The following is a 26,523-nucleotide window of genomic DNA, read 5'->3' as shown; positions in this document are numbered from 1 at the left end:
CATTTTCAAATTTTTTAAAAAGGATATTGATGGATACAACAATTCAAGATGTAAAAGCCACAACCACAGAAACTCTGAATAAACTAATTGATTTGCAAAGTGCAGGTTTTGATTTTGAAGGATTTTTCTTAAAATATGGTTTTAAGATTTTAGGTTCAATTCTTATTATTGTTTTAGCATTGTTTTTAATGAAAGTTGTAGGAAAAATTTTAAGAGTTACTTTAATTAAAATTAGCACAGATGAGACTTTAACCAATTTCTTAGTTAAGCTTGTAAAAATTATAATTTTAGTTGTTGGAATTCTAGCAGCACTTAATAATGTTGGTGTTGATACGACTTCATTCGTTGCTTTATTTACAGCTACATCTTTTGCTATATCTTTTGCGTTTAAAGAAACTTTATCAAATATAGCTGCGGGTGTTTTGGTTGTAGTGTTTAGACCTTTTAAAATAGGTGATTATGTAAAATTTGGTGCAGGAGAAGGATTTGTATCTGATATATGTTTGTTTTCAGTTACGCTTAGAACATACGATAATACAAATATAATAGTTCCAAACTCAAAAGTTATAAGCGATAATATTTATAATTATTCTCGTGAAAAAACAAGAAGAATTGATTATTCTAAAGTAATTGATCCATCAACTTTATGTGATGTTAGAAAAGAAGTTGAAACAGCATTAGGTCAAAATGAATTAATTTTAAAAAATCCAGCAATTTATGTTGGGGTTAAAAATGTAAATGATACTAATATAGAAATAGCAATTCAACTATGGGTAAAAAATGAAAATTATGAAAAAGCTTCAATGCAGGTAAATGAAGCACTTGCAAAGATATTTATAAAATAATTTTAGAATTTGAAATGAGATTTTTATCTTATTTCAAATTCTTTTTTTCACAATAAAACTTAAAACATAAGCAATCATAAAGCAAAAACAAGCAAGTAAAATTATACAAGCTCCGCTACTTAATTCATAAGCAATACTTAAAATTAATCCACCTAAGCAAAAAAATAGCGATAATAATACAGAAATAATCATCATAGATGAAAGCTTGGTGCAAAACATAGAAGAAATATAGCTAGGAATACAAAGCAAAGCTAGTATTAAAACCATTCCAACTACTCTTAAACTAATCACTATACAAATAGCGGCTGCAATTATTAGCATATAATAAATTAGATTTGCATTAACACCATTTGCCTTGCAAAACTCACTATCAACGCTAACTCCTATTAATTGTCTATAAAATACAAAAGCCATTATGATAAAAGCTATATCAGCACTTAACATAATATAAATATCACTTAATTCAACTGCCAAAATAGCTCCAAATAAATAGCTAAAAACTATGGAATTTGAATTAGGACTTAAATCGCTAAGCAATATCCCAACACTCATTCCAAAAGCCCATACTACACCAATTACAGCATCTTGGTTTTTGTAATTTCTTGATAAATATGCAATCAAAACAGCACAAGCAATAACAAAGGCTAAAGTGCTAAGCATAGTGCTAACTCCAAAATAAAGCGAAATCCCAAGCCCACCATAAGCTGCGTGAGAAATACCACCTACCATTGCTACAAGGCGATTTGTAAGAACAAGCGCTCCTATAATCCCACAAGCAATGCTCACTAAAACTGCTGCTAAAATTGCATTTTGAATAAAATTATAATTTAGATATTCCATAATTTTCCCATATATCAACTTCGCATAAATTATTTTTATGCGTTGCTAAGTGTAATAATTTGTTGCTATCAAGACCTTTTGTGATTTTGTGCAAATGTGCAGTCTTGCTAATATGAATTAATTTATTTGCATACGAAGAAATTAAAGCTATATCGTGGCAAACACAAATTATGCTAATTCCTTGATTATTAAGGCTTTTTAATAATTCAAACACTTCTATTTGTCCTTTTGCATCAATACTAGCAGTAGGCTCATCAAGTAATAATAATTCACAGCCACTAAGTATTGCTCTAGCTATTAAAACTCTTTGTTTTTGCCCGCCACTTAAACTTGCAAATCTTTTATTTGAATAATCTTTTAAGCCCAATTTTTCAAGTGCTAAAAGTGCATTTAATTTATCTTGTTTTGAATTAAAAAAGAATGAATTTCTTTTTAAAGTTCCCATCAAAACTACATCTAAAACATTGATAGGAAAACTAGGATTTATATTAGCAACTTGCGGGACATAACTTAATTTATTTGTGTTTATAATAATTTCGCCTTTACTTGGTTTTAACAAACCCAATAAAAGCTTTAAAGTTGTGCTTTTTCCACCGCCGTTTGCTCCTATAATTCCTACGAATTCATTTTTTTCTACATTAAAACTAATATTGCTTAAAATCTCTTCCGTATCGTAAGAAAAGCTTACATTTTTTACTTCAATCATCCAAAAAATCCTATAAATAATCCAACGCATATTACAAATACAAGGCTTAAAATCTCTATTTTTGAGTTAAATTTAAATCTTGTTATTATAAATGCGCTTAAAAATATAGCCAAACTCATACCTAATGCGATTAATAAAGCCGCTATAAAAGCTCTAGCACCTAAGCTACTTATAAAGCCAATTACTAAAATAAGTCCAGGACAAGGTAATAAACCTATGCTAAATGCTAAAAAATTATCAAGAACTTTTTCTTTATTTACTACATTTAAAATTCTATTCTCATTAGCCACACTAAAGCTTTTTATATTATTTGGTGTTTTTGCAATTTGTGAAATTTGTGGTTTTTTTAGTTTTAAATAAAGCAAAATAAGTGCTAAGAAACTTATTAAAAATCCTGAAATTTTATTAAGATTTAAAAGATTAAATAAAGAGAAAAAACTAGCAATTATAAAGGCATTTACTAAGTGAATAAAACCTACTTTTAGACTAAAAAATAATATTTTTTTCTTAGAGTTCATAAAATAAGCTGCGGTTATGCTTTTTCCGTGACTTGGTAATAAAGCGTGAAAAAAGCCATAAATTAGTGCGATAGGATATAAATATATGCTATTGTCTTTTAATAATTCAAGCATTTTGCTCTGTAATTTTGCTAATTTTTCTAATAAAATATCATAAAATGATTTTGAAATTCCTGTTTCAAATTCTTTTGATTTTTCTACTTTTTCATCTACTTTTTGAGCTATTTTTTCTATTACATTTGCTTTTTGAAATTCATAATAAACTGCATTTAGATTAATGTTTTCATTAATGCTAAAACCATCTACTTTATAGGTATTTTCTTTTATTTTAAAATTAAAAAACCCATCTAAATCCTCTACCGAAAACATTAAAACTCTATCAATTTTAGGACTAAAATCATAATCTATAAAGTATTCTAAAAAAAGCTCCTTATCAAAACTTACTTTAATATCTTTAACAATAAATTTGATTTTTTTGCTTTCTCCGAATGGCAAATCATAATATTTTAAAGTAGTCAAAAAATCTCTAGGTAGTAAATAATCAAGTAAAGCAGCACGAACGGCTACTAATTCTTTTTCATCTAAATTCTTGTCATTATTTAAATCATAGCCGTCTAATAGTGTTTGTGAAAAATTAGAAGAAAATTCCCATGAAATGGAATTTCCTTTAAAGCTAACATGAGCAGTTGGCGTATATAAAGCACATAAAGCACAAGCGTATATATTAATGCTTAGAACAATTATCGTTAATAATTTTCGCAAAGTTTAAAAGCTCCTTAGATAATTCATTAGAAAGTTGATTAATTTCTACTAATTTTAATCCACTTTCCTTGTGAATGGTTTTTGCCAATTTATCATTAAATTGCGGTGCTTTTAAAACAAGGCAAGCTTTTTTATCTTTTGCAATTTCTATGATTTTTGCTAATTCACTAGGTTTTATTTCTTTACCTTCAAATTCTAAAGTATATTCAACAAGATTATATCTTTTAGCAAAATATCCCCACGATGGATGAGCACTTATAAAACCTTTTACATTCACATTTTTCGTTAAATCATATATTTTTAAGTTTAATTCATCTAATTCTTTTTCATAATTTTTTAGATTTTCATCAATTGTTTTGCTTTCATTAGGAAAAGCTTCTTTTAAAGCATTAGCTGAATTTTGTGCAATTTGTTTTAATAAAATAGGGTCAGTCCAAATATGCACATCTAAGCCTGAATGCTCGTGTTGATGCTCGTGGTGATGGTGCTCTTCTTTATGATTTGAGCCTATGTGATGAATTAAGTCTTTTTTAATATCTTTTACGCTCATATTTTTAGGATAATAAGTTGGCCAATTATCCATTTCTTTTAGCAATTCTTCTTGACTAGAGTTGCCAAAAAATATATGAAAATGTTCTAAATCTTTTGTAGGAGCGATATTGTGGTCGCTAAATTGCACATATTTAAATTCTGCATCTTTATTGGTAGCTTCAAATAAATATCTAACACCTTTTTTACCTGATTCATAGGTTAGTATTTTGTATCCAATATATTTATAATTTGATTTTTTACTTATACCATTTTGTATAAATTCCATACTATCTTTTGTAATGATTATGCTTTCTACATCGGTTTTATAGCCATTTAGATAATATTCTTTATATTCTTGCTCAGTTTTATCTTTTTTTGCATTTGATTTTAATTTGTAATATTCATCTAAATCCCCATTTTTAGCGTAAGGATAAATTGATTTCCAATTACCAATCCAATCACTTAAATCTCTATTTTTTACATCATTATCATCAAAAATCCCATTATATATATCATCATTATGTTCGTGATGGTGCTCGTTTAATTCTTTATGAGAATAATTATTTTTTTGAATATTTTCATCAGTGTGAATTATTTTTATATTGGTATTTTCGGCAAGTCTTTTAAGCCATATATCTTCAATTTCAACCCCGATACCTAAAAATACTTTAGCCTTACTAAGCTCCATCATTTGCTTTGGTTTTGGCTCGTAAGTATGTGGGTCAGCTCCTGCTGGCATAAGAGTTGTAATATTTGCATTTGGTAATAGTTTTTTAACAATTTCAACTTGCGGTAATATGCTAACTCCTACATTATTAGCTAATAAATACACGCTAGCTAATGAACTTAATAATATCTTTTTCATTGCAATTCCTTTTCATAAATGTTTTAAAGTTGCAAGTGTAGTAAATTGTTGCTTAAATGCAACTTAGTTGCAAAAAATAAATTAGGTTTAAATTTTAATTTTTTTTGCTATTATTTACGAGATGAATTCAGTAAAATTATTAAAAAAGCACGATATCGGTATTACAGAACTTAGAATTTTATTATTAGATGAGCTTTTAGCTGCTAAAGAGCCTATGAGTTTTGATGAATTTAAAACTAAGGCAAATAAAACTACATTTTATAGGACGATGGAGCAGTTTCAAAAGGTTAAATTAGTAACTAAAATTGATTTAGATGGCAAGGGTTATTATCAAATAAATAAAGGTAATAATGCACTTTTTGTGTGTGATATTTGTCATCATACTAAAGATTTGGAGTTTCCAACAATTAATAATTTAAAAGTTAATTCTGTCTTGGTAAAAGGAGTTTGTGAGGAATGCAAGGACAATGATGAATAAGATTATATTTTTAATTGTATTTATTGTTTTTGCTTTTGCAGATGAGAATATATATAAACCTTTAACTAGCATACCTTATGATAAAAAATTAGCTGCCGTTGGTAAAAGATTATATTTTGATGTAAATTTAAGTCCTAATAAAGTATCTTGCAATACCTGTCATAATTTAAATCTTACTGGTAGTGGGACAAATAATTCTGGTATAAATTCTGATAATTTAACAAATCCACCAACAATTTTAAATATTGTATATTCTAATTTATTTTTTAAAGACGCAAATATTACTGATTTAAGAGAGCAAATTAAACAAACATTAAAAGATGATATGAATATTACGCCTGATGAATTTAATAGTTGGGTTAAGTTAAATGTAACATATCAAAGATGGTTTAATGAAATAGGATTAGCCGCTAATTATGATAATTTAGTAAGTGTTTTGGTAGAATTTGAAAAAGCCTTAATAACTCTTGATGCTCCTTTTGATTTGTATTTAAAAGGAGATAAAAATGCTATAAGTGATAATGCTAAAAGAGGACTTAAATTATTTAATTTTTATGGCTGCTCGTCGTGTCATAATGGTAGTAATTTTGGAAGTAATATAATTGCTGATATAAATACTAGCTTTTCAGAAGGCTGTAAATTAGAAGATAAAAAAGTAAAAGTGCCTACTTTAAGAAATATTACAATTACCCAACCATATACATATCAAGGAGCATTTAATAATTTAGAAGATATTGTTAGAGTTATGTCTGCTTGTCAATTAGGCATAGTTATGCCAGATAAAGATGTTGATGATATAATAGAATTTTTAAAAACACTTGAAGGAAAAAGACCTAAGATTTTGGAAGAGAAATGAATAGAGAATATAAAAATATAGAAATAAAAACATTTGTTCAAAAGATTTTACAGATTTTCATTGCTGCAATGATGGTTGGCATTTTTGTATGCACTGGAATATTTTTTACCAAACTTCATCAAATAGATATTAATTACGATATAAATAATCATATACACGAAATTATGTTAGATAATCAAGAATTAATGCTAAATATAGAAAGACCAAGTATTTATGCAAATTTTGAAAATAGTGGCAAGAAGTTAAGTGAGATTGATGTTAAAACTAATGAGTTAATTCAAATTCTTAAAAACAATAATCAGTTGAGTATGGCTGAAGAAGAAAAAATTAAAAGTAGTATAGAAAAATTAAAACAATATATAAAAGATTTTAATAGTTTATTAGGGACTAGCGGAAGTGATTTTAAAAGCTTTAATGTGCTTTATTCTCAATCAAAATTGGTTGATGTAAAACAAAATGTTTTAGAGTATATATTTGCTACTAAAATTAGCGTGAGTTCAATAAAAGGATATATTGAGTTTTTAGACTCATTAATAGAAAATAATACAAAACAAATTATTGATTATAAAACACAATTAATTGAATTAAAACAAAATTATGCAAAAACCAAATTAGATAAAGATAAAGAATATATAGAGCTTTTAGAAGATAAAATATCAACTATTGATGATGAAAAAACATATTTAATATTAAGTAGAAAATTATTAGATGGAGTGAAAAAACTTCACGAAGAAAAAAATGAAATTAAAAATTTCACAGATTTTGAAAATATTTTAACTCAATTAAAATTGCAAGTTTTAAGTAAAATTGAGCATTTAGAAAAGACAAATGACCAATTAGTTTTAGTTGGTGCAATTTTTGCAGTTTTATTAATATTTACTACTTTTATTATTTTTAAATATAGCCTAGATTTAACAAATGCTTTAAATATTTTATATAAAGCATTTTTAAATTCTCCAATTCAACAAGTTTTAATAAATACAAAAAATAAAAAGAATTTATATGCTGAATATGTAAATGATACTTTTACATTCAATGTTCATGCACCAACTGAACAAAGTGAAAGTATAAGAAAAGCACAAGCGGTGAATTTTTATGATTCGTTAGATGGGATTATTGATTTAAGTGATAGTGCTAAGGGGTTTGATTATGGAACTTTAATTCAAGAAAGTCATAGCAAAATCCAAGCTTATAATGAAAATGATATTACAAGTAGAAAAGAAACTAGATTTTTCTCTGTATTTAGAAAAAATTTAGGTGATAATATTGAGCTGATTAATAAAGTTGATGTAACTAAAAAAATCTTACAAATTAAAGATTATAAAACCAAGCTTGATAATATGCAAAAGAAATTAGATACAGATAGCTTAACAGGTTTATTATCTTTACAAGCTTTACAAGATAGGGAATTAAAAGACGATAAAGCTAATAAAAATAATATTTTCTTATATTTAAAAATTGATAATTTCAATGATTTAAGGCTGAATTATTCAACTATTATGATTGATGAGATTATAAAAGTTTTTGCAAATTCTTTAAAAAATGCTTTAAATGTGAAAAATAACGATGAGGTATTAAAAAGCACTAGTATTTATCATTTGCAACTAGATGAGTTTTGTATAGTTTATAAAAACCACGAAGAAGCTATGGCAGCAGCTGATTTGATACAAAATCATTTTAAAACCCAAACAATGAACTCTACACGGGGCAAAAAAAATAAATTTGAGTTAAAAATAAATTCTGGTATGGAACTTAAAGACTTAGAATTAAATATCGGAATTTCAAGTGAGCGTGATATTAGAAAGTCAAATCAAGAGATTATTAATAGACTTGCACAAGCAATCTTAGCAAGTTATGAGACTATTAAAACAAAAGAGCCTTATTGTGTTTATAAAGAAGGTTTAAGTATAGAAAAACAACACGCAGAGCAACAAAGAGTAGTAGGTCAGATAAGATATGCTTTAGAAAATGATAAAATATTTGTGGTTTGTCAAGGTGTGCATAATTCTATTACAAAAGAAGTTTCTTATTATGAAGTATTAGTTAGGTTAAGAGATGAACATAATAATATAGTATCACCGGGACTTTTCTTAGATGTAGCAAGAAAAGTGGGTCTTTATAAAGATATTCAAGAAGTAGTAATTAATAAGGTTTTTGATTTGATAGAGCAATATCCTAATGCGAATTTTAGTATAAACCTAGCTAACTCTGATATTATCAATAAAGAAACTAGAGATGTATTTGAAGGTAGATTAGAAAAATGCTCTCGCCCAGAAGCTTTATGTGTTGAGATATTAGAAAGCGAAAGTATTGATAAATACGATGATTTATCAAATTTCTTAAAATCAATTTCGTTTAGGGGTTGTAAGATAGCAATAGATGATTTTGGTAGTGGATATTCAAATTTTTATAGATTATTAAAAATTAAGTTTGATTATTTAAAAATTGATGGCTCAATTATTGAAAGTTTAGTAATTGATAATAATGCTAGAACCGTTCTTGAAACTCTAGTAGGATTTGCTCATAAGCAAGGTTATGAAGTTGTGGCTGAGTTTGTAAAAAATCAAGAAATTTTAAAAATAGTTCAAGATTATGGAATAGAAAAAGCTCAAGGGTATGAGCTAAGCAAACCTGAAGAACCACATAATATTTTTATTTAGAATTTAAAATAGGAATTTGAAAATCTATTAATATATAAAAAGGAGCAATAATGAGAAGTGATACTATTAAAAAAGGTTATACAAAAGCACCAAGTAGGTCATTATTAAGAGCCGTTGGGCTAAAAGATGAAGATTTTGCAAAGCCATTTATTGGGGTTTGTAATAGTTTTATAGAGATTATTCCAGGGCATTTTTATCTAAACAAATATGCTGAAATTATCAAAGATGAAATACGCAAAAACGGCTGTGTGCCATTTGAGTTTAACTGCATTGGTGTTGATGATGGTATTGCTATGGGACATAGTGGAATGCTTTATTCGTTGCCAAGTCGTGAATTAATAGCAAGTAGTGTTGAGACGGTTATGAACGCACATAGCCTAGATGCAATGATAGCTATTCCAAACTGCGATAAAATTACTCCAGGTATGATTATGGGGGCTTTAAGAGTGAATGTGCCTACTATTTTTGTAAGTGGTGGAGCGATGGCTGCAGGTAAGCTTAAAGATGGTTCTCAAATTGATTTAAATACAGCGTTTGAAGCGGTTGGCGAATACGAAGTTGGTAAAATTGATGAAGCGAAATTAAAAGAAATTGAATGTGCCGCATGTCCTGGAGCTGGAAGTTGCAGTGGAATGTTTACTGCAAATTCAATGAATTCTTTAATGGAAAGCCTTGGTATTGCACTTAAAGGAAATGGAACTATTTTAGCTTTAACTTCTGAAAGAGAAGAATTATTAAGAAGTGCTGCAAGAAGAATTTGTGAGATTGCAAAGAGCGAAGAGCTAAGCGAAAAATACAAAATTAGAAATATTTTAAATAATAAGAGTTTAAAAAATGCTCTTGTTTGTGATATGGCAATGGGTGGTAGCACGAATACAATTTTACACACTTTAGCAATTGCAAAAGAAGCTTATGCTTATGAGATTGATTTAAAATTAATGCACGAAATCGCTCAAGATACACCACATATAGCTAAGGTTAGCCCAAGTCTGCCAGGAACTCATATGCAAGATGTAGGAAGTAGTGGTGGAATATATGCAATAATGAATGAAGTTAGCAAAAAAAGTAAATTCTTTAGCAAAGATGCACTTACTATTAGTGGAGATAGCATAGGAGAACTGATTAAAGATAGTAATCCTGATGGAAAGGCTATAAAAACTTTAAATAATCCATACTCTGAGCGTGGTGGATTATGCGTATTATTTGGCAATATCGCAAGAGAAGGTGCGGTAATAAAGGTAGCCGGTATCGTTGGTGATAAGGTTTTCCGTGGTAAATGTGTTTGCTTTAATTCTCAAGATGAAGCAATAGCAGGGATTAGCAGTGGAAAAGTGGTTGCTGGAGATTGTGTAGTAATTCGCTATGAAGGTCCAAAAGGTGGTCCTGGAATGCAAGAAATGTTAAGCCCAACAAGTCTTATTATGGGTAGGGGCTTAGGTGCGTCTGTTGCATTGCTTACTGATGGTAGATTTAGCGGGGCGACTCGTGGTTTTAGTGTAGGGCATTGCTCACCTGAAGCTGCTGAAGGTGGCGAAATAGGGCTTATTAAAGATGGAGATTTAATAGAAATTGACACTATTAAATGCACTATAAATCTATTAATTGATGATGAAGAAATGGCTAGAAGAAGAGCAGAATTTAAGCCTATTAAAAAAGAGCTTAATTCAAGATGGCTTAGAATGTATCAAAAGCTAGTTAGTAATGCTAGTAGTGGCGGTGTTTTAGACCTTGATGGTTTGAATGAAATTAAATAATTTTTAGGGATTTCTTAAGGAAATTCCTAGTTTTATATTTGAAATTTTTGTAGAATTTGAAATTGCTTTTTTACTTTAAATAAATTAATAAAAATCTCTTATTTTATTAGACTTGGTACGGAAAACCTAGAAAATCAAGTACAAAAAGGTGCAATTGATTTAGATATAGCTAGACAAACTAAAGATGATAAAATCGCACAAGAGCAAATAAAAACTGCAAACGATATGGAAACCCTAAAGCAAAATCAATTCGCTACAAAAACACAACCTGAAAATTTAAAATGCAACAACAAAGCCATAAAGCAAATATAAACAATATTTATTCAACGATAGCCGAGCGTAAGCAAAATATGTTCTTTAAAGACCAAGTTTATAAAGAACAAGAAGAAGCTAAAAAAGTAATGAGTGATTTTAATGAGTTTTCACTCAAGTTTCCTAACTTAAAAGGAGATGATTTAAAGAATGCTTATTTTAAAAACTTAGATTATAAGATGATATCATCTTTTAATGACCCACTAGCTGATAATACTACTCAAATAGCAAACGCTCAAAAATATTTAGATATGAAAACCCAAGCTACGAAACATTTAGGTTATGTATCTTCAGGCTATAATGCAATAGAAAGTAATTTTAACCCTATTCCTAAAGGTAGTGGTAATGGTGCAAATAGCGTGAGAAATAATGGCGTTTCTAATGTAGATTTAGCTATGTTTAATAAAGCACAAGAGCAAAATAAAGCTATAGAGCAGGAGTTTCTAAATAATGCAAGTAAGATAAAACAATTAGCCACTAGTTTAACAACTGCCGCATCAAACCTAGAAGACCCAGAAATAATTAGGCAAGAATTAGCAAAGCTACAAGAAAGACAAAAAGAACTAGAAAATATAAAAAATCAAAATAAAGCTTATATTAATAGCAATACTTCAGGTATTTATACTATGCTTAAGGATACTTTAGCAAGACAAGGATTTTCTAAACCTGAAGAAGAAATACAAGAAATACAAGATTTATTATTGTTATCTAAAGGCTTAAATGATATATATGATGTATTAGAAAATGGCAAAGGTAAGGATTTTAATGTAGGCTATACAGGTAATATTGGTAGATTTTTTACTAGAGTTGGTGGTAATTCTCATCCTGTAGACTTGCTAGAAAATAGAACAAAAACATTTATGAAGATATATCAAAATTCAGGCACTAAGCTAAAATCACAATATGAAGATATAAGGTCAGTATTCCCTGATTATACAGGTTTTTGGCAAAGTAAAGGCAAAGTAGCAAGTGATTTAAGAGATATTGAAGAGAGTATAAGAAATCAAATAAATAATAAATTATCAGCTTATAATAATGAGAGTAAAGAATTAATTAAGTCTTTAGTGGATAATATCTATACGAGTAAATATTCACTAAAGGCAACACAATAATGAAAAAAATATTAATTATTATAATGAGCCTTGTATATTCACAAGGCTTACAAATTAATCTAAGCGATGAAGAACTAATAAAGCAATTACCACAAGAATGGCACAATGATTATAAAATTAAAACAATTGAAAATTATAAAAAGTATGGCAAAGCAAATCAGAGCATAAAAGACTATTCAGAAAAAGTTGTTAATAATCTTCAAGCTATAAAAATACCTTTAAGTGAAAGTAATATAAAAAAATATTTTAATACCACTAAAGGTTATACACCTTTTACAAGTGATTATATAGATAAAGAAATGGAAAGGCATAAATTATTATCTAAAGCTAGTGAAGAGTATTTTAAATATGTAGATGAAGTAGCACCTACAGGAGAAAGAATATTAAGTGAAGATGAATGGATAGAAAAAAGAGCTTATAAGTTAGAGAATTTAGGTTCAAAATTGCAAAGTTATTATACAATGCTTAATGCGATAGATACGAAACAAAGCTATGAAAAAAATGCAAAAGAGCTAGGGCTTGAACTAACAAAAGAAAGTTTTATAAATACAATGCTATCATCTCATTTTAATGAATATGAATTAAGTAAAAATAACGATAATGAAACAATAGTAAAGGATAAAATACTTAATATTAATAAAAATGTAGGCGATATAGAAAGCTTTAATTACTACACCCTAAAGGCATTTATTCTAAACTATCTAGTAAGTTTTTTAGGATTAATCACAGGTATAATTCTATGCATAAAATATAAGGATAAGACATTAGTATATATAAGTCCGTTTGTATTATTAGCTTTAGGTTTAGTGATTGATTATTTTGTAATCGGAATAAAATTACTTAAATATGTATAAACCCTAGCAAAACACGGCTAATTTGCTAGGGTTAGGTGAATTGCTTTAAGCTTAGGCTAAGCCGTGCTTTACTATAATTTAGTTAGTTTGAAAAAATAAATGGTTTTACTAGAACTTTTTTAAAGTTCTTAGTAAAGCTATGATTAAAACGATTAAAATAATTGTTTCTCCCATATTACCACCTTTCCACCCTAACAAGCCTAAGGCAAAAAGCAAATCATATTATAAATTAATTTTTATTAAAAACATTTTAAATAATTATTTAAATTAAATAATTTTAAAACTATATTAATTTATAATTTTCATAAAACTACTTAAAATCTTGATTTAAATTATTTTAGGATAATTTTTGTATGATTAACATTTCTATTAACTTTTAACATTTATAATTTTTTAACAAATAAAAATTATTAATAAGGAGACAAATTATGTTAGTTACAAAAAAAGCACCAGATTTTACAGCTCCAGCTGTATTAGGAAACAATACAATAGATAACAATTTTAATCTATACAAAAATATGGGTAAAAAAGGAACAGTAGTATTCTTTTATCCAAAAGATTTTACATTCGTATGTCCAAGTGAAATTATCGCATTTGATAAAAGATTTAAAGATTTCCAAGATAGAGGAATTAATGTAATCGGAATTAGCGGTGATAACGAATTCTGCCATTTTGCTTGGAAAAACACTCCAGTGAATCAAGGTGGTATTGGCAATGTACAATTTCCTTTAGTAGCAGACCTTACAAAAGAAATCGCTCGTGGTTTTGATGTATTATTTGATGAAGCAGTAGCTTTAAGAGGTTCATTCTTATTAGATGCTGATGGCACAGTTCGCCACGCAGTAATTAATGACCTACCATTAGGAAGAAATATTGATGAAATGATTAGAATGGTAGATACAATGCTATTTACAAATGAGCATGGTGAAGTATGTCCAGCAGGCTGGCATAAAGGCGAAAAAGGTATGAAAGCTGATCCAAAAGGTGTTGCTGATTACCTAGCTAACAATAGCGAAAAACTATAATTTAAAGGCTAGGATTTTCCTAGCCTACTTAAAATTAAATAATTTTTTAAATATTGATTTTTTCACTTCTGTTTTCTTACTTATAAAATTTACTTTTATATTATTTATATTATTTGGTATAAAGTCTTTGTTGATTTTGTGATTATTTATATAAAAATATTTTTTGCTAATATTATTTGCGAATGGAATTTCGTTAAAAGATACATTGCCATCTCCAAGTGCTTTAAAAATCTCATCTTTTCTACTTTTTCTAAAATCATAAAACCTAAAGCCTTGCTTAATGCAGTTTAAATAAAATTCCACTTCTTTATCTATATCAAAATCTAACTCATTTGGGCTAAAAATACTATGATTTTTGGGTTTGAAATTATATAAAAACTCACAATTTTGATTAAATATTTTTATAAAATCTTGAGTGTATATAAATCTTAAAAATCTAGTTTTTTTACCCTTGAAATATCTTAAATCAGATTTTAAAAATCCGTTTGCAATAATTTTTGCATTTTTTGGAAAATTTATATTTTTTAAAAATGATAAATTTTCAATGAAAATATAATCAAAATATTTCAATTTTTTAACTTGTAAAATCGCTAAATCATTAAAAATATCTATGTGATAAATATTTTTATTTAAGCCTTTTGTATCAGTATTACAAATATATAAAACTAGATTATTTTTGCTTAGATTATTTGCTAATTCTTTTAAAAGAATTTCAATTTCGCTATTTTTAGAATATATATAAAATCCATCAAAATTCTGTGAAAACACATTATTAAGTGATGGATTTTTAAACATTTTAAAGCTTTAAAACGCCTTCTTCAATTAAAGAAATTGAGTGCGGCTCAACCACTCTTGTATGCACTTCTTCTCCATTTTTTAAAAAAAGTATCGTAGGAATATGGCGAATACCCAAATCAGCTCTTATATTTTCATCTTTATCAACATTTACATGGTAAAAATTTATATTAGTATATTTTTGACTAAGCTCTACCAAAAACGGCTCAGCAATCTTACAATCCCTACACCAAGGTGCTCCAAAAGCTATAACACAAGTTGCATTATCTTTAATATTTAAATATTCTTGATAATTAATCTCTTTCATTGTTTAAATCCTTATATTCATCTTTATTTAATGTTTTTAACTCGCTATCAGTCGCAATCGCTGCAATCATAGCACCATTTACATTGCTCATAGTTCTTACCATATCTATAATAGGGTCAATTGCAAAAATTACACCTAGTAAATAAAACTTATCCCCAAGTCCAAGCCCTGTAATCATAATAGAAGCTGCTACAATTGAAATTCCAGGAATTCCTGCGATGCTTAAAGACCCAACAATAGTAATTATGATAATTAAAACCGCACTAGATAAATCAATGCTAAGCCCTGCACTATGCATAATAAATGCAGCCACAAGCCCTACATAATACCCAGCACAGCCACTCATTCCTATAGTAGCACCTAGCCCTGCTACGAAGTTTGCATTGTTTTCACTAACGCCTAATTTAGTATGAAGTGTACGAATGGTAATCGGTAAAACACCCGCTGAACTTCTTGAAGTAAAAGCTAATAATAGCACTTCAAACGCTTTTTTATAATACACCATAGGAGATAAGCCGTGAAATGCTAAAATGATAGAAAATACAACAATCATTAAAATTCCACTTGCATAAGTTAATATTATAAATAACCCAGCTTCTTTCATAGCTGCAACTCCATTTGCTATTAGCACATTTGCAATCATTGCGACAACAGCATAAGGCATTAGTTGGATTATATTTGTAATTACATTCATAATAATTTTGTTTATAAAAATTACTAGGTTTTTATAGGTGCTAAATATTTCTTTATTTTCTTCTTTTGTGCCTATTTTTCTTGCACCAAGAGTGAATAAAAATGCTACTAAAATTACTCCTAAAATATTATTATTTGCAAAAGAATCTATGATATTATTTGGCATTAAACCTAATAAAATTGAGCTTAGGGTTCTAGCTTCTTTTATAGTTTTTGAAGTTTGCACTACAACATCGCTTCCTAGATTAAATATTACACCTAAACTAAGACCTATAGCACTTGCAATTGCAGTAGTTATTAAAAGCCAAAAAATACTTCTACTAAGAATTGATGAAATTTTTACTCCACCTTCAAGCTTTAATAAAGATGATGAAATTCCAAAAAACACAATAGGAACTATCATAAGTTTTAATAAGCTAATAAAAATACTTACAACGAAAGAATACCAAATTCTAGTTTGCTCAAGCCATAAAACTTCTTTAGAATTTGCAGGAAAATTTGCCAAATATTGAGCTAATACACCCAAAATAACACCTAAAAATAGTGCCAATGTCATTCTTTTTGCAAAACTTATAGTATATGCTAAACGATTTAGCCAAAAGCATAATATTAGATAAACTAATACAAAAGTAATTGATAAAGGCTCTGAAAGTGTAAAAAAGTTAATGAAAAAATCTTTCATAATTCTCCTTTAATATTTTTTTTTAAGAGATAGATTTTATCCTAAATAAATTAAGAAATAAAAATATTAAAGGAGAGAACTATTGTTTAAATTTTTAAAAGAAAGGGAAATGGCGCGGCGGACGGGGCTCGAACCCGCGACCTCCGGCGTGACAGGCCGATATTCTAACCAGCTGAACTACCGCCGCAACCTAGTTTAAGAAATGGTGGTCGCTATAAGACTCGAACTTATGACATCCACCTTGTAAGGGTGGCGCTCTACCAACTGAGCTAAGCGACCAAGATTGATGGTGTCCTGTGCTGGATTCGAACCAGCGGCCCCCTCATTAAAAGTGAGATGCTCTACCTGCTGAGCTAACAAGACATTAAAATATTTGTGAAAGGTTGAATAATACAAAAAAAATTTTTAATTGTCAAGAAAAATCTAAAAAATTATATTTTAATTCAAGAATTTGGCATAAAAAATAAAAAGAATTTAAATTCCGATAATTTAAAATAAAATATATTATAATTTTATAATTTAATTAAAATTTTTAAGTATAATTTAATTAAATACTTTGAAAGTATTGAAATTGAAGGAGTATTAATGCAAAGAAGGGAATTTTTAAAAGGCTCTGCATTTTTAGGTTCATTAGCCTGTATTAATCCAGTTTTGAGTGCTAATGCCTTAACACACGGGGATAAAAAAAGTGTTTTTTCGGTTTGCGAGATGTGTTCTACTCGCTGTCCTATTGAAATAAGCGTTAAAGATAATAAAGGTGTATTTATTAATGGTAATCCAAAATTTAGTGCAAATAAAACAAGCGTATGTGCAAGGGGTGGAGCAGGAATTAATCAATTATATGATAAAAACCGCCTTATTAAGCCTTTAATTCGTGTAGGTAAGCGTGGGGAAAACAAATGGCGTGAAGCTAGTTGGGATGAAGCTTTAAACCTAGTTGCAACAAAGTTAAATGAAATAAAAGAAAAGCACGGAGCAAAAAGCGTAATATTTACAAGCAAAGCCGGAGAATCTCACACTCATATGAGTAATTTTGCCTATGCTTACGGCAGTCCTAATATATTTTCACATTATTCAAGCTGTCCGATTACTTATAATATGGTTTTAGAGCATACTTATGGTGGCGGCTTATCAAGAGATTTTGCTAATGCAAAATATATTGTAAATTTCGGACATAATTTATTTGAAGGTATAGTGATAAGTGATGCTAAAAAACTAGCTAAATTTGCAGCTGCAAGTGATACAAAGCTACTTGTCCTTGAGCCTAGATTTAGCGTAGTTGCTGCTAAGGCTGATGAGTGGCTACCTATTAAGCCAGGAACTGATGTGGCGTTTTTAATGGCATTAATTCATATTTGGCTAAGAGATGAAAAATATGATAAAGAATTTGTAAATGAATATTGCATAGGACTTGATGAACTTAAAGCTAGTGTAAAAGATACAAGCCCTAAATGGCAAGAAAGTATCACTGGAATTAGTGCTGATACTATTGAGCGAATTGCTGATGAAATCTATAAAGCTGCTCCTAAAGTAGTAATTGATTGGGGACATAAAACCACTACTACTTATGCAGAATATCAACGCACAAGAGCTATTGCAATAGCAAACGCTTTAATGGGAAATTACGAGAAAAAAGGTGGCATTCACACTAGCAAAAATACAAATACTTTAAACAAAATCATAGGCGAAGATATTTTCCCTACTCTTGATAATCCTAGCAATGTTTTTAAGGTTCCTAACACTCCTAGAATTGATGGTGCAGGTGAAGATGGAAGTAAAAACTATTTTGTATCTAGAAAACACGGAGTTTTAATGGATATTGCCCCTGCAATACTTAGCAAAAAGCCATATCCTATTAAAGCTTGGGTAAATACTAGGTTTAATCACTTAGTAAATGTAGCAAATGTAAATGAGAGTTTAAAGGCTATAAATGAGTTAGATTTTATAGTAAGTATTGATATATATTTAAATGATTTTAGCAATTTAGCTGATGTGGTATTACCAGAAAGCTCATATTTAGAGCGAGATGAGAGCATTGCAACTATAGGAAATGGCTATTATATGAGAAATAAAGCCGTAGAAGTTATAGGCGATACAAAAAGTGGTTTTGATATTTTTAGAAAACTAGCAAGTATGATGAAAATTGATGAGCTTTATACTTATACAACAATAGATGAGTATAGAATGCAACAAGCTAAAGGCAATGTAGATTTACTAGCAAATCTTAAAAAAGATGGCATAGTAACTTATAAAGTCCCTAGTCTTTATTTAAGAGAGCCAAAAACTATAAAAGAATTTGCTAAAACTTATCCACAAATTAAAGATAAAATTAATAGTAACGGCGAACTTAGTTCGCTAATTAGTTTTAAGACACCTAGTAAAAAAATAGAGCTTTTCATAGAAAAAGTTGAAAACTTATTCCCAACTCACGGCTGTTTAAATACAACTGATTATGATGTATTTAAAAATCATGAATTTTGTCTAACGAGTGGCAAAACTCCAATTCATACAAACGCTCATACTCAAAATATCCCAATTTTAAATGAATTAATGAGTGAAAGTCCTGTGTGGATAAATGAAACTAAGGCTAAAGAATTAGGCTTTAAAGATGGCGATTTAGTATATTTAGAAAATGAATTTGGCAAAATCCAAGTAAAACTTATGCTAACTCAAGGAATTCGTCCTGATACATTGTTTATTTATCACGGATTTGGTCGTAATACTCCAGCACTTAAAAACATTCACGAAATAGGTGCAAATGATAGCATAGTGCTAGGTTCAAGAAGTGGTTATGTTTGTAGCACAATGGTTACAAATATAGGCGTAGATATTAAAAGGGCTTAAAGATGAAAAAGTTTGTAATGATTCACGATGAAAATTTATGTATAGGTTGCGAGGCTTGTAGTGTAGCTTGTAAAAACGAAAATCAAATTCCAAGTGGGGTTTTTAGAGTGCAAGTTCATGCGAAAATGAAGGGAGTTTTTCCAAATCTTCAAACAGATTTTACAAGGGCAAGTTGTGTAATGTGTGAAGATAGCCCGTGTGTAAGCGTATGTCCTACGGGAGCTAGTTTTAAACTAGCAAATGGAATAACATTAATTGATGAAAATTTATGCGTATCTTGCAAATACTGCATATTAGCCTGTCCTTATAATGCAAGATTTCTTAATCCTATCACAAAAGCAATTGATAAATGCACTTTTTGCTATCCAAATAGAGTAAGCGATGGTTTAACCCCTGCTTGTGTTAGCGTATGTCCTACTGATGCACTAATTTTTGGGGATATAAATGATAGCAATTCAGAAGTTAATAAAGTCTTAGCAAGTAAAAGCGTTGAATATCCTAAAGCTCATTTAGGCACTAAACCAAAACTAGGTTTTATAAAAAATACAAAAGGAGGACGCTATGAATAATATGGCAGGGAGTTTAATGCAATATAGTGAGATTTATTGGCCTTGGCCTATTGCACTATATTTGTTTTTAGCAGGGCTTAGTGCTGGGTGTTTGATGGTTTCATTAATAGTAAAATTTAATAGATTTACACATAATACTAATAGTATTTGGGACGCAACGATTAAAGCAGGAGCGTTAATTTCTCCACTTGCTATTAGCTTGGGGCTTTTGCTTTTAATAATTGATTTAGGCAAACCGCTTACATTTTATTTATTGCTAATAAAATACAATTTTACTTCGGTTATGACTTTAGGTGTTTTATTTTTATTAGTTTATACACCTTTAGCATTTTTATACGCATTAATTATTTTTGAGCGTGAAATAGGGCTTTATTTTAGGTTCTTAATTCCTATTACAAATTCCATAAGAAAAATGGCTAATTTTGCAAAGATGATTGAATATGTATTGTTTTTCTTAGCTTTATGTGTTGGTGCTTATACGGGATTTTTATTAAGTGCGATTTCTAAAATCCCTTTATGGAATACTCCTATTTTACCATTGCTTTTTGTGGTTTCTGCGTTTTCTTGTGGAATAGCTGCAAATATACTTGTGGGAATTTTATTTTTTAAAGCTCATTTAAATAAAGAAAACATAAAGTATTTATTAGTTTTAGATTTAAGAGCAATAATGCTTGAAATTCCTATCTTGCTTTTACTTTTTGTAGGAATGTATTATAGTGGGGGCGAGAGTTTAATATCGCTTAAGGCTATTTTTTCTCATGAGTTTTATTCAAAATTATTTTGGTTTGGAGTGTTAGGAACGGGGCTTGTTTTACCTATTTTAATAGCCCTAACTGCACTTAAAAACCACGCCTATAAACCTGCATTCATAATAATAAACTCTCTTGCTGTGCTAATTGGCGTAATAATGTTAAGATTTTTTATCGTTTATGCAGGGCAAGTTTGCATTAGCTAAAGGTTTTTCCTTTAGCTAAGCTATTATTTAACGCTATAAGTTACAAAGCCTTTATTTGTATATACGCTAAATTCCACAACATCAGAACAATCAAATATGCCAAATTGTTTAGTTTCACCAAATTTCATTGGCACTTTATAATCATAATAATATTTCCCATTGTATTTTTCTTTAGCAACTTGTTTTGCTTTTTCACAATTTTCAATATATTTTTTATTTTCTGTTTTTTCTACTCTTTCATTTATGTTTTTATAATCTTCGCTTGTATCATCTAAATCGTATTTGTACTCATAACTACAATCTTCTTTACTTAGTTCTGCCCATTTAATTAATTTTTCGCAATAATCAATCCAATTTTTATTTAATATTCCAGCATTACATACTTTTGGTGGAGTTTCATCAGATATTAAGTTATCGCTTAAATTGTATCCATCATGTTCTTTATTCCAATCTCTTACTTCACAAGCACCACGATTTGCTGTAATTTTTTTAATTTCAATATCATCTTTAGTTGTTAGACTTAAAATGTGTCTTATCGTAATATATTTACCGAATCCTTTTGTTTCAGTTTCAATATCAAACTTAAACACATCTTGACTTAATTCTTTTTTTTCATCAGAACAAGCACTCATAAATAATGCCACGCTACAAAACAAACTAGCTGTTAATAATTTTTTCATTTATTCTCCTTAAATATTTTAAAAATCAGTATAATACCCCCCCCCATTCTTAATCTTTACTTAATTTGTATTGGCTACATATAATTTATTTAGCTAAGCTAATTGTTTAATGAGTGTTTTTATACTATTTGCTGAATATTTTTTAAGGAGAATTTATGAATAAGTTAATTTTAAGTGTTGCTTTAGCTTCATCGCTTTTTGCTGCTACATCGTGTGATAAGGTTTTAAATAAACTTGATGAGCAAATCACAAAAGTTCAAAATCAAAAAAAGGCAAATCCAGAAAGGTTAGAATATTTAAAAACACAAAAACAAGAAATCAGCAAAAATTGTGTAGATGGTAAAATAGATAGTGAAAAATTAAAAACCATCAAAGCTGAAACTAAATATGATTACGAGAGTAAAAAATTAGAAAAAAGCCAAGCAAAACTAAATGCTAAAAAAGAAAAAGTTGAAGATAAATACAAAGATGATTTAGAAAAAATCAAAGCTAAAAAAGATAAAGAAGCTAAAAAATTAGCTGATAAAGAAGAAAAAGAATTAAAAAATAAAGCTAAAAAAGAAGCTAAAGAATTAGAAAATAAAGTTGATGATAAAGTAGAAAAAGTTGAAAAAGAGCATAAAAAATCAGAAAAAAAGCTTAAAAAACTTGAAGAAAAACTAAAAGAACAAACAAATAATTAAAACTTTCCCTAAATACTATTAAGTATTTAGGTTTTAACTAACTATTGTAAAAACACTAATTGCCAAGCCAAACAATTAAAATAGCTAATTAGAATATTTTGCAGTTGATTAGGCAAGGCAGATTATTAAAATAATTTGTTTTTTATAAGATTTTGCTATGTATTGATTAAATATCTTATCGTTTTCTTGCTTTTAAGTCTTTTTAATACTATTAAATCTATCTATGTAGTTTTTATAATTTAAACTCACTAATTAGCTCAATATTTCTTAGAATATTACAAATTTATTAGCAAAATAATTTAGCCTAATTTCCTTAATTTTGCTATGAAAAAGCCTGAATGAGTATTGGTTGGCTTTATGCGATAAGTTTTAGCAAGTCTAATATCGCTATATTTTTCATCGTAATTACTTAGTCCTTGCAAATATTCGCAAGGCAAATCAATTTCTAAAAGTTCTATATTAAATTTAGAATTAAGCGCATTATAAATCACTGCTTCGTTTTCATAAAAATTATGCGTGCAAGTGCTATAAACTAGCTCCCCACCTATTTGTAAAGCTGTTAGGGCAGAGTTTAAAAGCTTTTTTTGAGTAGTGGCAATTTGCTTTATTTCTTTTTGGCTTTTTGTGATAGAAAAATCGTGCATAAATGTGCTACAAGGAGCATCAAGCAATATTTTGCTAAATCGCTCGGGCGTTTTACGACCTATCAAAACGCCATCGTGATTATAGGTTTTTGCCTTTACGCCGTAGTTTGCTAGGATTGTTTTAAGCTTATGAAATCTTTTGCTATTTAGCTCATTTGAGCTTAGATTTTCACAATTGTCGCTAAAATTAGCTAGATTTATACTCTTACCCCCTGGAGCAGCACACATATCCAAAATAATATCGCTTGAGCTAACATTTAAAGCCTTAGCGCATAAATAGCTTGAATAATCTTGTATATAAATACCGCCATTTATTGCTAAATCGTGAGTTGAAATTCTTATTTTAAATTCTTGATTAAAAATATAAAAATTATTATCTATTTTTGTAGGTTCGTAAGTGCTAAATGCGCTTAAAAACTTTTCTTCATCGCATTTGATAGAGTTTATAAATACTCCGAAATACTCCAAATCAATTGGCTTTTTAAAGCCATAAATCTCGTTAAAATGCTCGGTATGATTAAATATCATTAATATCCTTGTTCGTTTAATACTTTATAATTATTACAACCATCTTGATGTCCTAATTCACAAGCTTTTTTAAAATAATCTTTAGCTTGTTTTTCATCTTGTTTTACGCTTTGTCCGTTGTAATACAAAATCCCCAAATTAAAACAACCTCTATCATCATTACCATTACAACCTTTGGTATAAAATTCTTTTGCTTTAGAATAATCTTGCTTTACTCCTAATCCTTCATAATATAAAAACCCTAAATTAGTGCAACTTGGAATATTTCCACCATCACAAGCTTTGATAAAAAGCTCTCTTGCTTTAGAATAATCTTGTTTTACACCTTGTCCGTTTTCATACAAAATCCCCAAATTAAAACAACCCATAGTTTTCCCACTATCACAAGCTTTGATAAAAAGCTCTCTTGCTTTAGAATAATCTTGTTTTACACCTTTTCCGTTTTTATATAAAATTCCTAAGTTAGTACAACCATTAACATCCCCACCATCACACATTTTATGCCATAATTCTTGTGCTTTTACATAATCTTGTTTGCCATAATATTCTAATCCTAATTTAAAACAAGCTTGAAAATCTCCATTATTACACTTACTCTCAAGCTCATTCGCACCTAAAATACCAGCACCTAAAAGCACTAAAAATAATAATTTTTTCATTTTACTTCCTTAAAATTTCTTATTATTAATATCCTTGCTCGTTTAATTTTCTATACCAATAACAACTATTCTGACCGCCTAAATCACAAGCTTTGCCAAAATATTCCTTAGCCTTTGTTTTATCTTGTTTTACACCTTTGCCTTTATAATACAAACTGCCTAAATTAAAACAACCATTAGGTAACCCATTTTCACAGGCTTTAGTAAAAAGCTCTTTTGCCTTAATAGGATCTTGTTTTACTCCATACCCACTGCTATATAAAACACCTAAATTATAACAACCAACACTTTCTCCACCATCACAAGATTTAGTATAAAATTCGCTTGCCTTTAAATAATCTTCGCTTGTTCTAATCACCCCTTTGCTATATAATAATCCTAAACCATAACAACCTTCAGTAAATTCATCATTACAAGCTTTAGTAAAAAGCTCTTTTGCTTTATCATTATCTTGCTTTACACCATTTCCGTTAGCATATAAATTTCCTAAATTAACACAGCCAACAACACTTCCTGCATCACAAGCTTTGGTAAATAACTCTTTTGCTTTTATATAATCTTGTCTTACTCCAAACCCTTCACTATATAACAACCCTAGATCAGAGCAAGTCGTAGCATCTTCATCACAAGCCTTAATAAAATATTCTTTTGCTTTAGCATAATCTTGATTTATAAAAAAGTAAAATTCACCCAAGCTAAGGCAACTAAGAATTTGTCCGTTATCACAAGCTTTAGTAAATAACTCTTTTGCTTTAGTATAATCTTGATTTTTAGCATATTCTACTCCTAAATTAAAACAAGCTTCCAAATCACCCTTATTACACTGACTTTCAAGCTCATTTGCACTTAAAATACCAGCACCTAAAAGCATTAAACATAATAATTTTTTCATTTTACTTCCTTTAAATTTATCATTGTTATTTATCAAAACCCTTGCTCATCTAATATTTCATAATGACTACAGCCGTTGTGTTCGCCTAAATTACAAGCTTTTCTTAAGTATTCTTTAGCTTTTATTTTATTTTCTCTAACGCCTTGCCCGTTATTATATAAAGCCCCCAAATTATAACAACCCATAGCATCGTTACCATCACAACCTTTAGCATAAAGTTCTATTGCTTTTGCATAATCTTGTTTTGCTCCAAATCCATTTGCATACACAACCCCTAAATTAGAGCAACCACTAGCGTTTTCACCATCGCAAGCTTTAGTAAAATATTCTTTTGCTTTTATGTAATCTTTTTTTACTCCAAATCCATTTGCATATAAAATTCCTAAATTAAAGCAACCCGTAGCATTTCCGTTATTGCAAGCTTTGGCATAAAACTCTCTTGCTTTAAAATAATCTTGCTTTATTCCAAGTCCTTTTTCGTATAAAAACCCTAAATTAGAGCAACCCATAGTATCCCCATTATTACAAGCTTTAGCATAAAACTCTCTTGCTTTTGTATAGTCTTGTTTTACTCCAAATTCATTCGCATAAACAACCCCTAAATTATTGCAACCCGTAGCATTTCCGTTATCACAAGCCTTAGTAAAATATTCTTTTGCTTTAGTATAATCTTGATTTTTAGCATATTCTACTCCTAAATCTGAACAAGCTTCAAAATCCCCTTGATTACACTGACTTTCAAGCTCATTTGCACCTAAAATACCAGCACCTAAAAGTGCTAAACATAATAATTTTTTCATTTTACTTCCTTTAATGTCATTGCTTGTTTATTTTTTTATACAGCAAACAACTAGTATGTTCTCCATAATCACAAGCTTTTTTAATTAATTCAATAGACTTTTTAATATCATTTTCATATAAACTTGATAAAGCTAAACAGCTTTCTCCATTTTTATTATCGCAAGCTTTAGTCCATAATTCTTTTGTTTTTTCAATATCTTTTGCAACGCCAATTCCAGAATAATACATAAAGCCTAAAAATCCACAAGCACCAAAATCTTGTAGTTCGCAACTTTTAGTATAAAATTCTCTCGCCTTATTTAAATCTTGTTTTATGCCATCTCCTTCAAAATACATAGAACCTAAATTTGTGCAAGCAAAAGTATGTCCACCATCACAAGCTTTTGTGTAAAACTCACTTGCTTTTTTTAAATCTTGTTTTACTCCGTTTCCTTGTTCGTAAGATAATCCTATATTAAAACAAGAAGAAGCATCTTTACCTTTACAAGCCTTAATCCATAATTTATTTGCTTTTTTAAAATCCTGCTCTACATCTTCGCCACTTGCATATAAATATCCAAGAGCATCACAAGCTTTATAATCGTTTTTATTGCAAGCTTTTTCTAATTCCTTAATATCAACTGCACCTAAAACACTTGCACCTAAAAGTGCTAAACATAATAATTTTTTCACC

The 26,523-nt window shown here is 28.9% G+C and carries 25 protein-coding genes and 3 tRNA genes; 12 read left to right on the top strand and 16 right to left on the bottom strand.

Annotation, left to right across the window (positions count from 1 at the left end):
* Positions 1-29: 29 nt before the first annotated feature.
* Positions 30-845 carry a mechanosensitive ion channel family protein gene (locus AVBRAN9334_RS02855; protein ID WP_214119648.1) on the top strand — a complete coding sequence of 272 codons (816 nt, stop codon included), beginning with the start codon at positions 30-32 and terminating at the stop codon, positions 843-845.
* A 33-nt stretch (positions 846-878) separates the two neighbouring features.
* Here AVBRAN9334_RS02855 and AVBRAN9334_RS02850 read toward each other — a convergent pair whose 3' ends face one another.
* The 4 genes from AVBRAN9334_RS02850 to AVBRAN9334_RS02835 are packed head-to-tail and all read right to left on the bottom strand — an operon-like array spanning position 879 to position 5,067.
* Complete coding sequence (locus tag AVBRAN9334_RS02850; RefSeq protein ID WP_442862417.1) at positions 879-1,685, bottom strand: metal ABC transporter permease; 807 nt, start codon at positions 1,683-1,685, stop codon at positions 879-881.
* The gene (locus AVBRAN9334_RS02845; RefSeq protein ID WP_336606971.1) at positions 1,666-2,391 is read right to left on the bottom strand and encodes a metal ABC transporter ATP-binding protein; all 726 of its coding nucleotides are present in this window, start codon (positions 2,389-2,391) and stop codon (positions 1,666-1,668) included. Before AVBRAN9334_RS02845 ends, AVBRAN9334_RS02850 begins: the two co-directional genes overlap by 20 nt.
* Complete coding sequence (locus AVBRAN9334_RS02840; protein ID WP_214119647.1) at positions 2,388-3,671, bottom strand: hypothetical protein; 1,284 nt, start codon at positions 3,669-3,671, stop codon at positions 2,388-2,390. Before AVBRAN9334_RS02840 ends, AVBRAN9334_RS02845 begins: the two co-directional genes overlap by 4 nt.
* Positions 3,634-5,067 (bottom strand): metal ABC transporter solute-binding protein, Zn/Mn family, encoded by a 1,434-nt coding sequence (locus tag AVBRAN9334_RS02835; RefSeq protein ID WP_336606970.1) that lies wholly within the window; start codon positions 5,065-5,067, stop codon positions 3,634-3,636. Before AVBRAN9334_RS02835 ends, AVBRAN9334_RS02840 begins: the two co-directional genes overlap by 38 nt.
* Positions 5,068-5,188: 121 nt before the next feature.
* Here AVBRAN9334_RS02835 and AVBRAN9334_RS02830 point away from each other — a divergent pair, with 121 nt between their 5' ends.
* From AVBRAN9334_RS02830 to AVBRAN9334_RS02800, 7 genes are all read left to right on the top strand, one after another.
* Complete coding sequence (locus AVBRAN9334_RS02830; protein WP_336606969.1) at positions 5,189-5,545, top strand: transcriptional repressor; 357 nt, start codon at positions 5,189-5,191, stop codon at positions 5,543-5,545.
* Complete coding sequence (locus tag AVBRAN9334_RS02825; protein WP_214116310.1) at positions 5,538-6,401, top strand: cytochrome-c peroxidase; 864 nt, start codon at positions 5,538-5,540, stop codon at positions 6,399-6,401. Before AVBRAN9334_RS02830 ends, AVBRAN9334_RS02825 begins: the two co-directional genes overlap by 8 nt.
* Complete coding sequence (locus AVBRAN9334_RS02820; protein ID WP_336606968.1) at positions 6,398-9,061, top strand: EAL domain-containing protein; 2,664 nt, start codon at positions 6,398-6,400, stop codon at positions 9,059-9,061. Before AVBRAN9334_RS02825 ends, AVBRAN9334_RS02820 begins: the two co-directional genes overlap by 4 nt.
* 50 nt (positions 9,062-9,111) lie before the next feature.
* Positions 9,112-10,815, top strand: a complete 1,704-nt coding sequence (gene ilvD, locus AVBRAN9334_RS02815) for a dihydroxy-acid dehydratase (RefSeq protein ID WP_336606967.1) — start codon at positions 9,112-9,114, stop codon at positions 10,813-10,815.
* 281 nt (positions 10,816-11,096) lie between these two features.
* Positions 11,097-12,239, top strand: coding sequence for a hypothetical protein (locus AVBRAN9334_RS02810; protein WP_336606966.1), 1,143 nt, complete (start codon positions 11,097-11,099; stop codon positions 12,237-12,239).
* On the top strand, positions 12,239-13,093 hold the full coding sequence (locus AVBRAN9334_RS02805) for a hypothetical protein (protein WP_336606965.1): 855 nt from the start codon (positions 12,239-12,241) through the stop codon (positions 13,091-13,093). The genes AVBRAN9334_RS02810 and AVBRAN9334_RS02805 overlap by 1 nt, the downstream gene beginning before the upstream one ends.
* A 428-nt stretch (positions 13,094-13,521) precedes the next feature.
* On the top strand, positions 13,522-14,118 hold the full coding sequence (locus tag AVBRAN9334_RS02800) for a peroxiredoxin (RefSeq protein ID WP_214116319.1): 597 nt from the start codon (positions 13,522-13,524) through the stop codon (positions 14,116-14,118).
* Positions 14,119-14,142: 24 nt separating this feature from the next.
* On the opposite strand, the gene AVBRAN9334_RS02795 is transcribed toward AVBRAN9334_RS02800, so the two are convergent.
* The 6 genes from AVBRAN9334_RS02795 to AVBRAN9334_RS02770 form a co-directional block, all read right to left on the bottom strand.
* Positions 14,143-14,913, bottom strand: a complete 771-nt coding sequence (locus AVBRAN9334_RS02795) for a hypothetical protein (RefSeq protein ID WP_336606964.1) — start codon at positions 14,911-14,913, stop codon at positions 14,143-14,145.
* 1 nt (position 14,914) lies between these two features.
* On the bottom strand, positions 14,915-15,220 hold the full coding sequence (locus AVBRAN9334_RS02790) for a thioredoxin family protein (protein ID WP_336606963.1): 306 nt from the start codon (positions 15,218-15,220) through the stop codon (positions 14,915-14,917).
* Complete coding sequence (locus tag AVBRAN9334_RS02785; RefSeq protein ID WP_336606962.1) at positions 15,207-16,595, bottom strand: cation:dicarboxylate symporter family transporter; 1,389 nt, start codon at positions 16,593-16,595, stop codon at positions 15,207-15,209. Before AVBRAN9334_RS02785 ends, AVBRAN9334_RS02790 begins: the two co-directional genes overlap by 14 nt.
* 110 nt (positions 16,596-16,705) lie before the next feature.
* Positions 16,706-16,782, bottom strand: a tRNA-Asp gene (locus tag AVBRAN9334_RS02780).
* Positions 16,783-16,798: 16 nt separating this feature from the next.
* A tRNA-Val gene (locus tag AVBRAN9334_RS02775) sits at positions 16,799-16,874 on the bottom strand.
* Positions 16,875-16,882: 8 nt separating this feature from the next.
* Positions 16,883-16,958, bottom strand: a tRNA-Lys gene (locus tag AVBRAN9334_RS02770).
* A gap of 222 nt (positions 16,959-17,180) precedes the next feature.
* Between AVBRAN9334_RS02770 and phsA the strand changes: the two genes are divergently transcribed.
* From phsA to nrfD, 3 genes are read left to right on the top strand one after another with little or no spacing between them, the layout of a single operon-like run.
* Complete coding sequence (phsA, locus tag AVBRAN9334_RS02765) at positions 17,181-19,439, top strand: thiosulfate reductase PhsA (RefSeq protein ID WP_336606961.1); 2,259 nt, start codon at positions 17,181-17,183, stop codon at positions 19,437-19,439.
* 2 nt (positions 19,440-19,441) lie between these two features.
* The gene (locus AVBRAN9334_RS02760; RefSeq protein ID WP_214150087.1) at positions 19,442-20,008 is read left to right on the top strand and encodes a 4Fe-4S dicluster domain-containing protein; all 567 of its coding nucleotides are present in this window, start codon (positions 19,442-19,444) and stop codon (positions 20,006-20,008) included.
* Complete coding sequence (gene nrfD / locus AVBRAN9334_RS02755; protein ID WP_336606960.1) at positions 20,001-20,963, top strand: NrfD/PsrC family molybdoenzyme membrane anchor subunit; 963 nt, start codon at positions 20,001-20,003, stop codon at positions 20,961-20,963. Before AVBRAN9334_RS02760 ends, nrfD begins: the two co-directional genes overlap by 8 nt.
* Before the next feature lie 23 nt (positions 20,964-20,986).
* Here nrfD and AVBRAN9334_RS02750 read toward each other — a convergent pair whose 3' ends face one another.
* Positions 20,987-21,643 (bottom strand): hypothetical protein, encoded by a 657-nt coding sequence (locus AVBRAN9334_RS02750; RefSeq protein WP_336606959.1) that lies wholly within the window; start codon positions 21,641-21,643, stop codon positions 20,987-20,989.
* A gap of 155 nt (positions 21,644-21,798) precedes the next feature.
* Here AVBRAN9334_RS02750 and AVBRAN9334_RS02745 point away from each other — a divergent pair, with 155 nt between their 5' ends.
* On the top strand, positions 21,799-22,326 hold the full coding sequence (locus AVBRAN9334_RS02745; protein WP_336606958.1) for a hypothetical protein: 528 nt from the start codon (positions 21,799-21,801) through the stop codon (positions 22,324-22,326).
* Between the two features lie 299 nt (positions 22,327-22,625).
* Here AVBRAN9334_RS02745 and AVBRAN9334_RS02740 read toward each other — a convergent pair whose 3' ends face one another.
* Genes AVBRAN9334_RS02740 through AVBRAN9334_RS02720 form a run of 5 tightly spaced genes read right to left on the bottom strand, consistent with a single transcriptional unit; the run spans position 22,626 to position 26,522 of the window.
* Positions 22,626-23,498, bottom strand: a complete 873-nt coding sequence (locus AVBRAN9334_RS02740; RefSeq protein WP_336606957.1) for an RsmB/NOP family class I SAM-dependent RNA methyltransferase — start codon at positions 23,496-23,498, stop codon at positions 22,626-22,628.
* Entirely contained in the window at positions 23,498-24,157 is a 660-nt protein-coding gene (locus tag AVBRAN9334_RS02735) for a tetratricopeptide repeat protein (protein ID WP_336606956.1), read from the bottom strand. Before AVBRAN9334_RS02735 ends, AVBRAN9334_RS02740 begins: the two co-directional genes overlap by 1 nt.
* 25 nt (positions 24,158-24,182) lie before the next feature.
* Positions 24,183-25,049 carry a tetratricopeptide repeat protein gene (locus tag AVBRAN9334_RS02730; protein WP_336606955.1) on the bottom strand — a complete coding sequence of 289 codons (867 nt, stop codon included), beginning with the start codon at positions 25,047-25,049 and terminating at the stop codon, positions 24,183-24,185.
* A 32-nt stretch (positions 25,050-25,081) separates the two neighbouring features.
* Positions 25,082-25,849: a tetratricopeptide repeat protein gene (locus AVBRAN9334_RS02725; protein WP_336606954.1), complete on the bottom strand. Its 768-nt coding sequence runs from the start codon at positions 25,847-25,849 to the stop codon at positions 25,082-25,084.
* A 16-nt stretch (positions 25,850-25,865) separates the two neighbouring features.
* Positions 25,866-26,522, bottom strand: a complete 657-nt coding sequence (locus AVBRAN9334_RS02720; RefSeq protein ID WP_336606953.1) for a tetratricopeptide repeat protein — start codon at positions 26,520-26,522, stop codon at positions 25,866-25,868.
* Between the last annotated feature and the right edge of the window lies 1 nt (position 26,523).

It is taken from the genome of Campylobacter sp. RM9334 (assembly GCF_020138145.1).
Classification (GTDB): domain Bacteria; phylum Campylobacterota; class Campylobacteria; order Campylobacterales; family Campylobacteraceae; genus Campylobacter_E.
The sequence above is the reverse complement of the archived record's forward strand: the minus strand, read 5'-3'. Positions and strand labels throughout refer to the sequence as shown.

Bases quoted from the DNA above. Each gene is read 5' to 3' on its own strand.
- AVBRAN9334_RS02855 (WP_214119648.1), top strand. From the start codon at position 30: ATGGATACAACAATTCAAGATGTAAAAGCCACAACCACAGAAACTCTG.
- AVBRAN9334_RS02850 (WP_442862417.1), bottom strand. From the start codon at position 1,685: ATGGAATATCTAAATTATAATTTTATTCAAAATGCAATTTTAGCAGCA.
- AVBRAN9334_RS02845 (WP_336606971.1), bottom strand. From the start codon at position 2,391: ATGATTGAAGTAAAAAATGTAAGCTTTTCTTACGATACGGAAGAGATT.
- AVBRAN9334_RS02835 (WP_336606970.1), bottom strand. From the start codon at position 5,067: ATGAAAAAGATATTATTAAGTTCATTAGCTAGCGTGTATTTATTAGCT.
- AVBRAN9334_RS02830 (WP_336606969.1), top strand. From the start codon at position 5,189: ATGAATTCAGTAAAATTATTAAAAAAGCACGATATCGGTATTACAGAA.
- AVBRAN9334_RS02825 (WP_214116310.1), top strand. From the start codon at position 5,538: ATGAATAAGATTATATTTTTAATTGTATTTATTGTTTTTGCTTTTGCA.
- AVBRAN9334_RS02820 (WP_336606968.1), top strand. From the start codon at position 6,398: ATGAATAGAGAATATAAAAATATAGAAATAAAAACATTTGTTCAAAAG.
- ilvD (WP_336606967.1), top strand. From the start codon at position 9,112: ATGAGAAGTGATACTATTAAAAAAGGTTATACAAAAGCACCAAGTAGG.
- AVBRAN9334_RS02810 (WP_336606966.1), top strand. From the start codon at position 11,097: ATGCAACAACAAAGCCATAAAGCAAATATAAACAATATTTATTCAACG.
- AVBRAN9334_RS02805 (WP_336606965.1), top strand. From the start codon at position 12,239: ATGAAAAAAATATTAATTATTATAATGAGCCTTGTATATTCACAAGGC.
- AVBRAN9334_RS02800 (WP_214116319.1), top strand. From the start codon at position 13,522: ATGTTAGTTACAAAAAAAGCACCAGATTTTACAGCTCCAGCTGTATTA.
- AVBRAN9334_RS02795 (WP_336606964.1), bottom strand. From the start codon at position 14,913: ATGTTTAAAAATCCATCACTTAATAATGTGTTTTCACAGAATTTTGAT.
- AVBRAN9334_RS02790 (WP_336606963.1), bottom strand. From the start codon at position 15,220: ATGAAAGAGATTAATTATCAAGAATATTTAAATATTAAAGATAATGCA.
- AVBRAN9334_RS02785 (WP_336606962.1), bottom strand. From the start codon at position 16,595: ATGAAAGATTTTTTCATTAACTTTTTTACACTTTCAGAGCCTTTATCA.
- phsA (WP_336606961.1), top strand. From the start codon at position 17,181: ATGCAAAGAAGGGAATTTTTAAAAGGCTCTGCATTTTTAGGTTCATTA.
- AVBRAN9334_RS02760 (WP_214150087.1), top strand. From the start codon at position 19,442: ATGAAAAAGTTTGTAATGATTCACGATGAAAATTTATGTATAGGTTGC.
- nrfD (WP_336606960.1), top strand. From the start codon at position 20,001: ATGAATAATATGGCAGGGAGTTTAATGCAATATAGTGAGATTTATTGG.
- AVBRAN9334_RS02750 (WP_336606959.1), bottom strand. From the start codon at position 21,643: ATGAAAAAATTATTAACAGCTAGTTTGTTTTGTAGCGTGGCATTATTT.
- AVBRAN9334_RS02745 (WP_336606958.1), top strand. From the start codon at position 21,799: ATGAATAAGTTAATTTTAAGTGTTGCTTTAGCTTCATCGCTTTTTGCT.
- AVBRAN9334_RS02740 (WP_336606957.1), bottom strand. From the start codon at position 23,498: ATGATATTTAATCATACCGAGCATTTTAACGAGATTTATGGCTTTAAA.
- AVBRAN9334_RS02735 (WP_336606956.1), bottom strand. From the start codon at position 24,157: ATGAAAAAATTATTATTTTTAGTGCTTTTAGGTGCTGGTATTTTAGGT.
- AVBRAN9334_RS02730 (WP_336606955.1), bottom strand. From the start codon at position 25,049: ATGAAAAAATTATTATGTTTAATGCTTTTAGGTGCTGGTATTTTAAGT.
- AVBRAN9334_RS02725 (WP_336606954.1), bottom strand. From the start codon at position 25,849: ATGAAAAAATTATTATGTTTAGCACTTTTAGGTGCTGGTATTTTAGGT.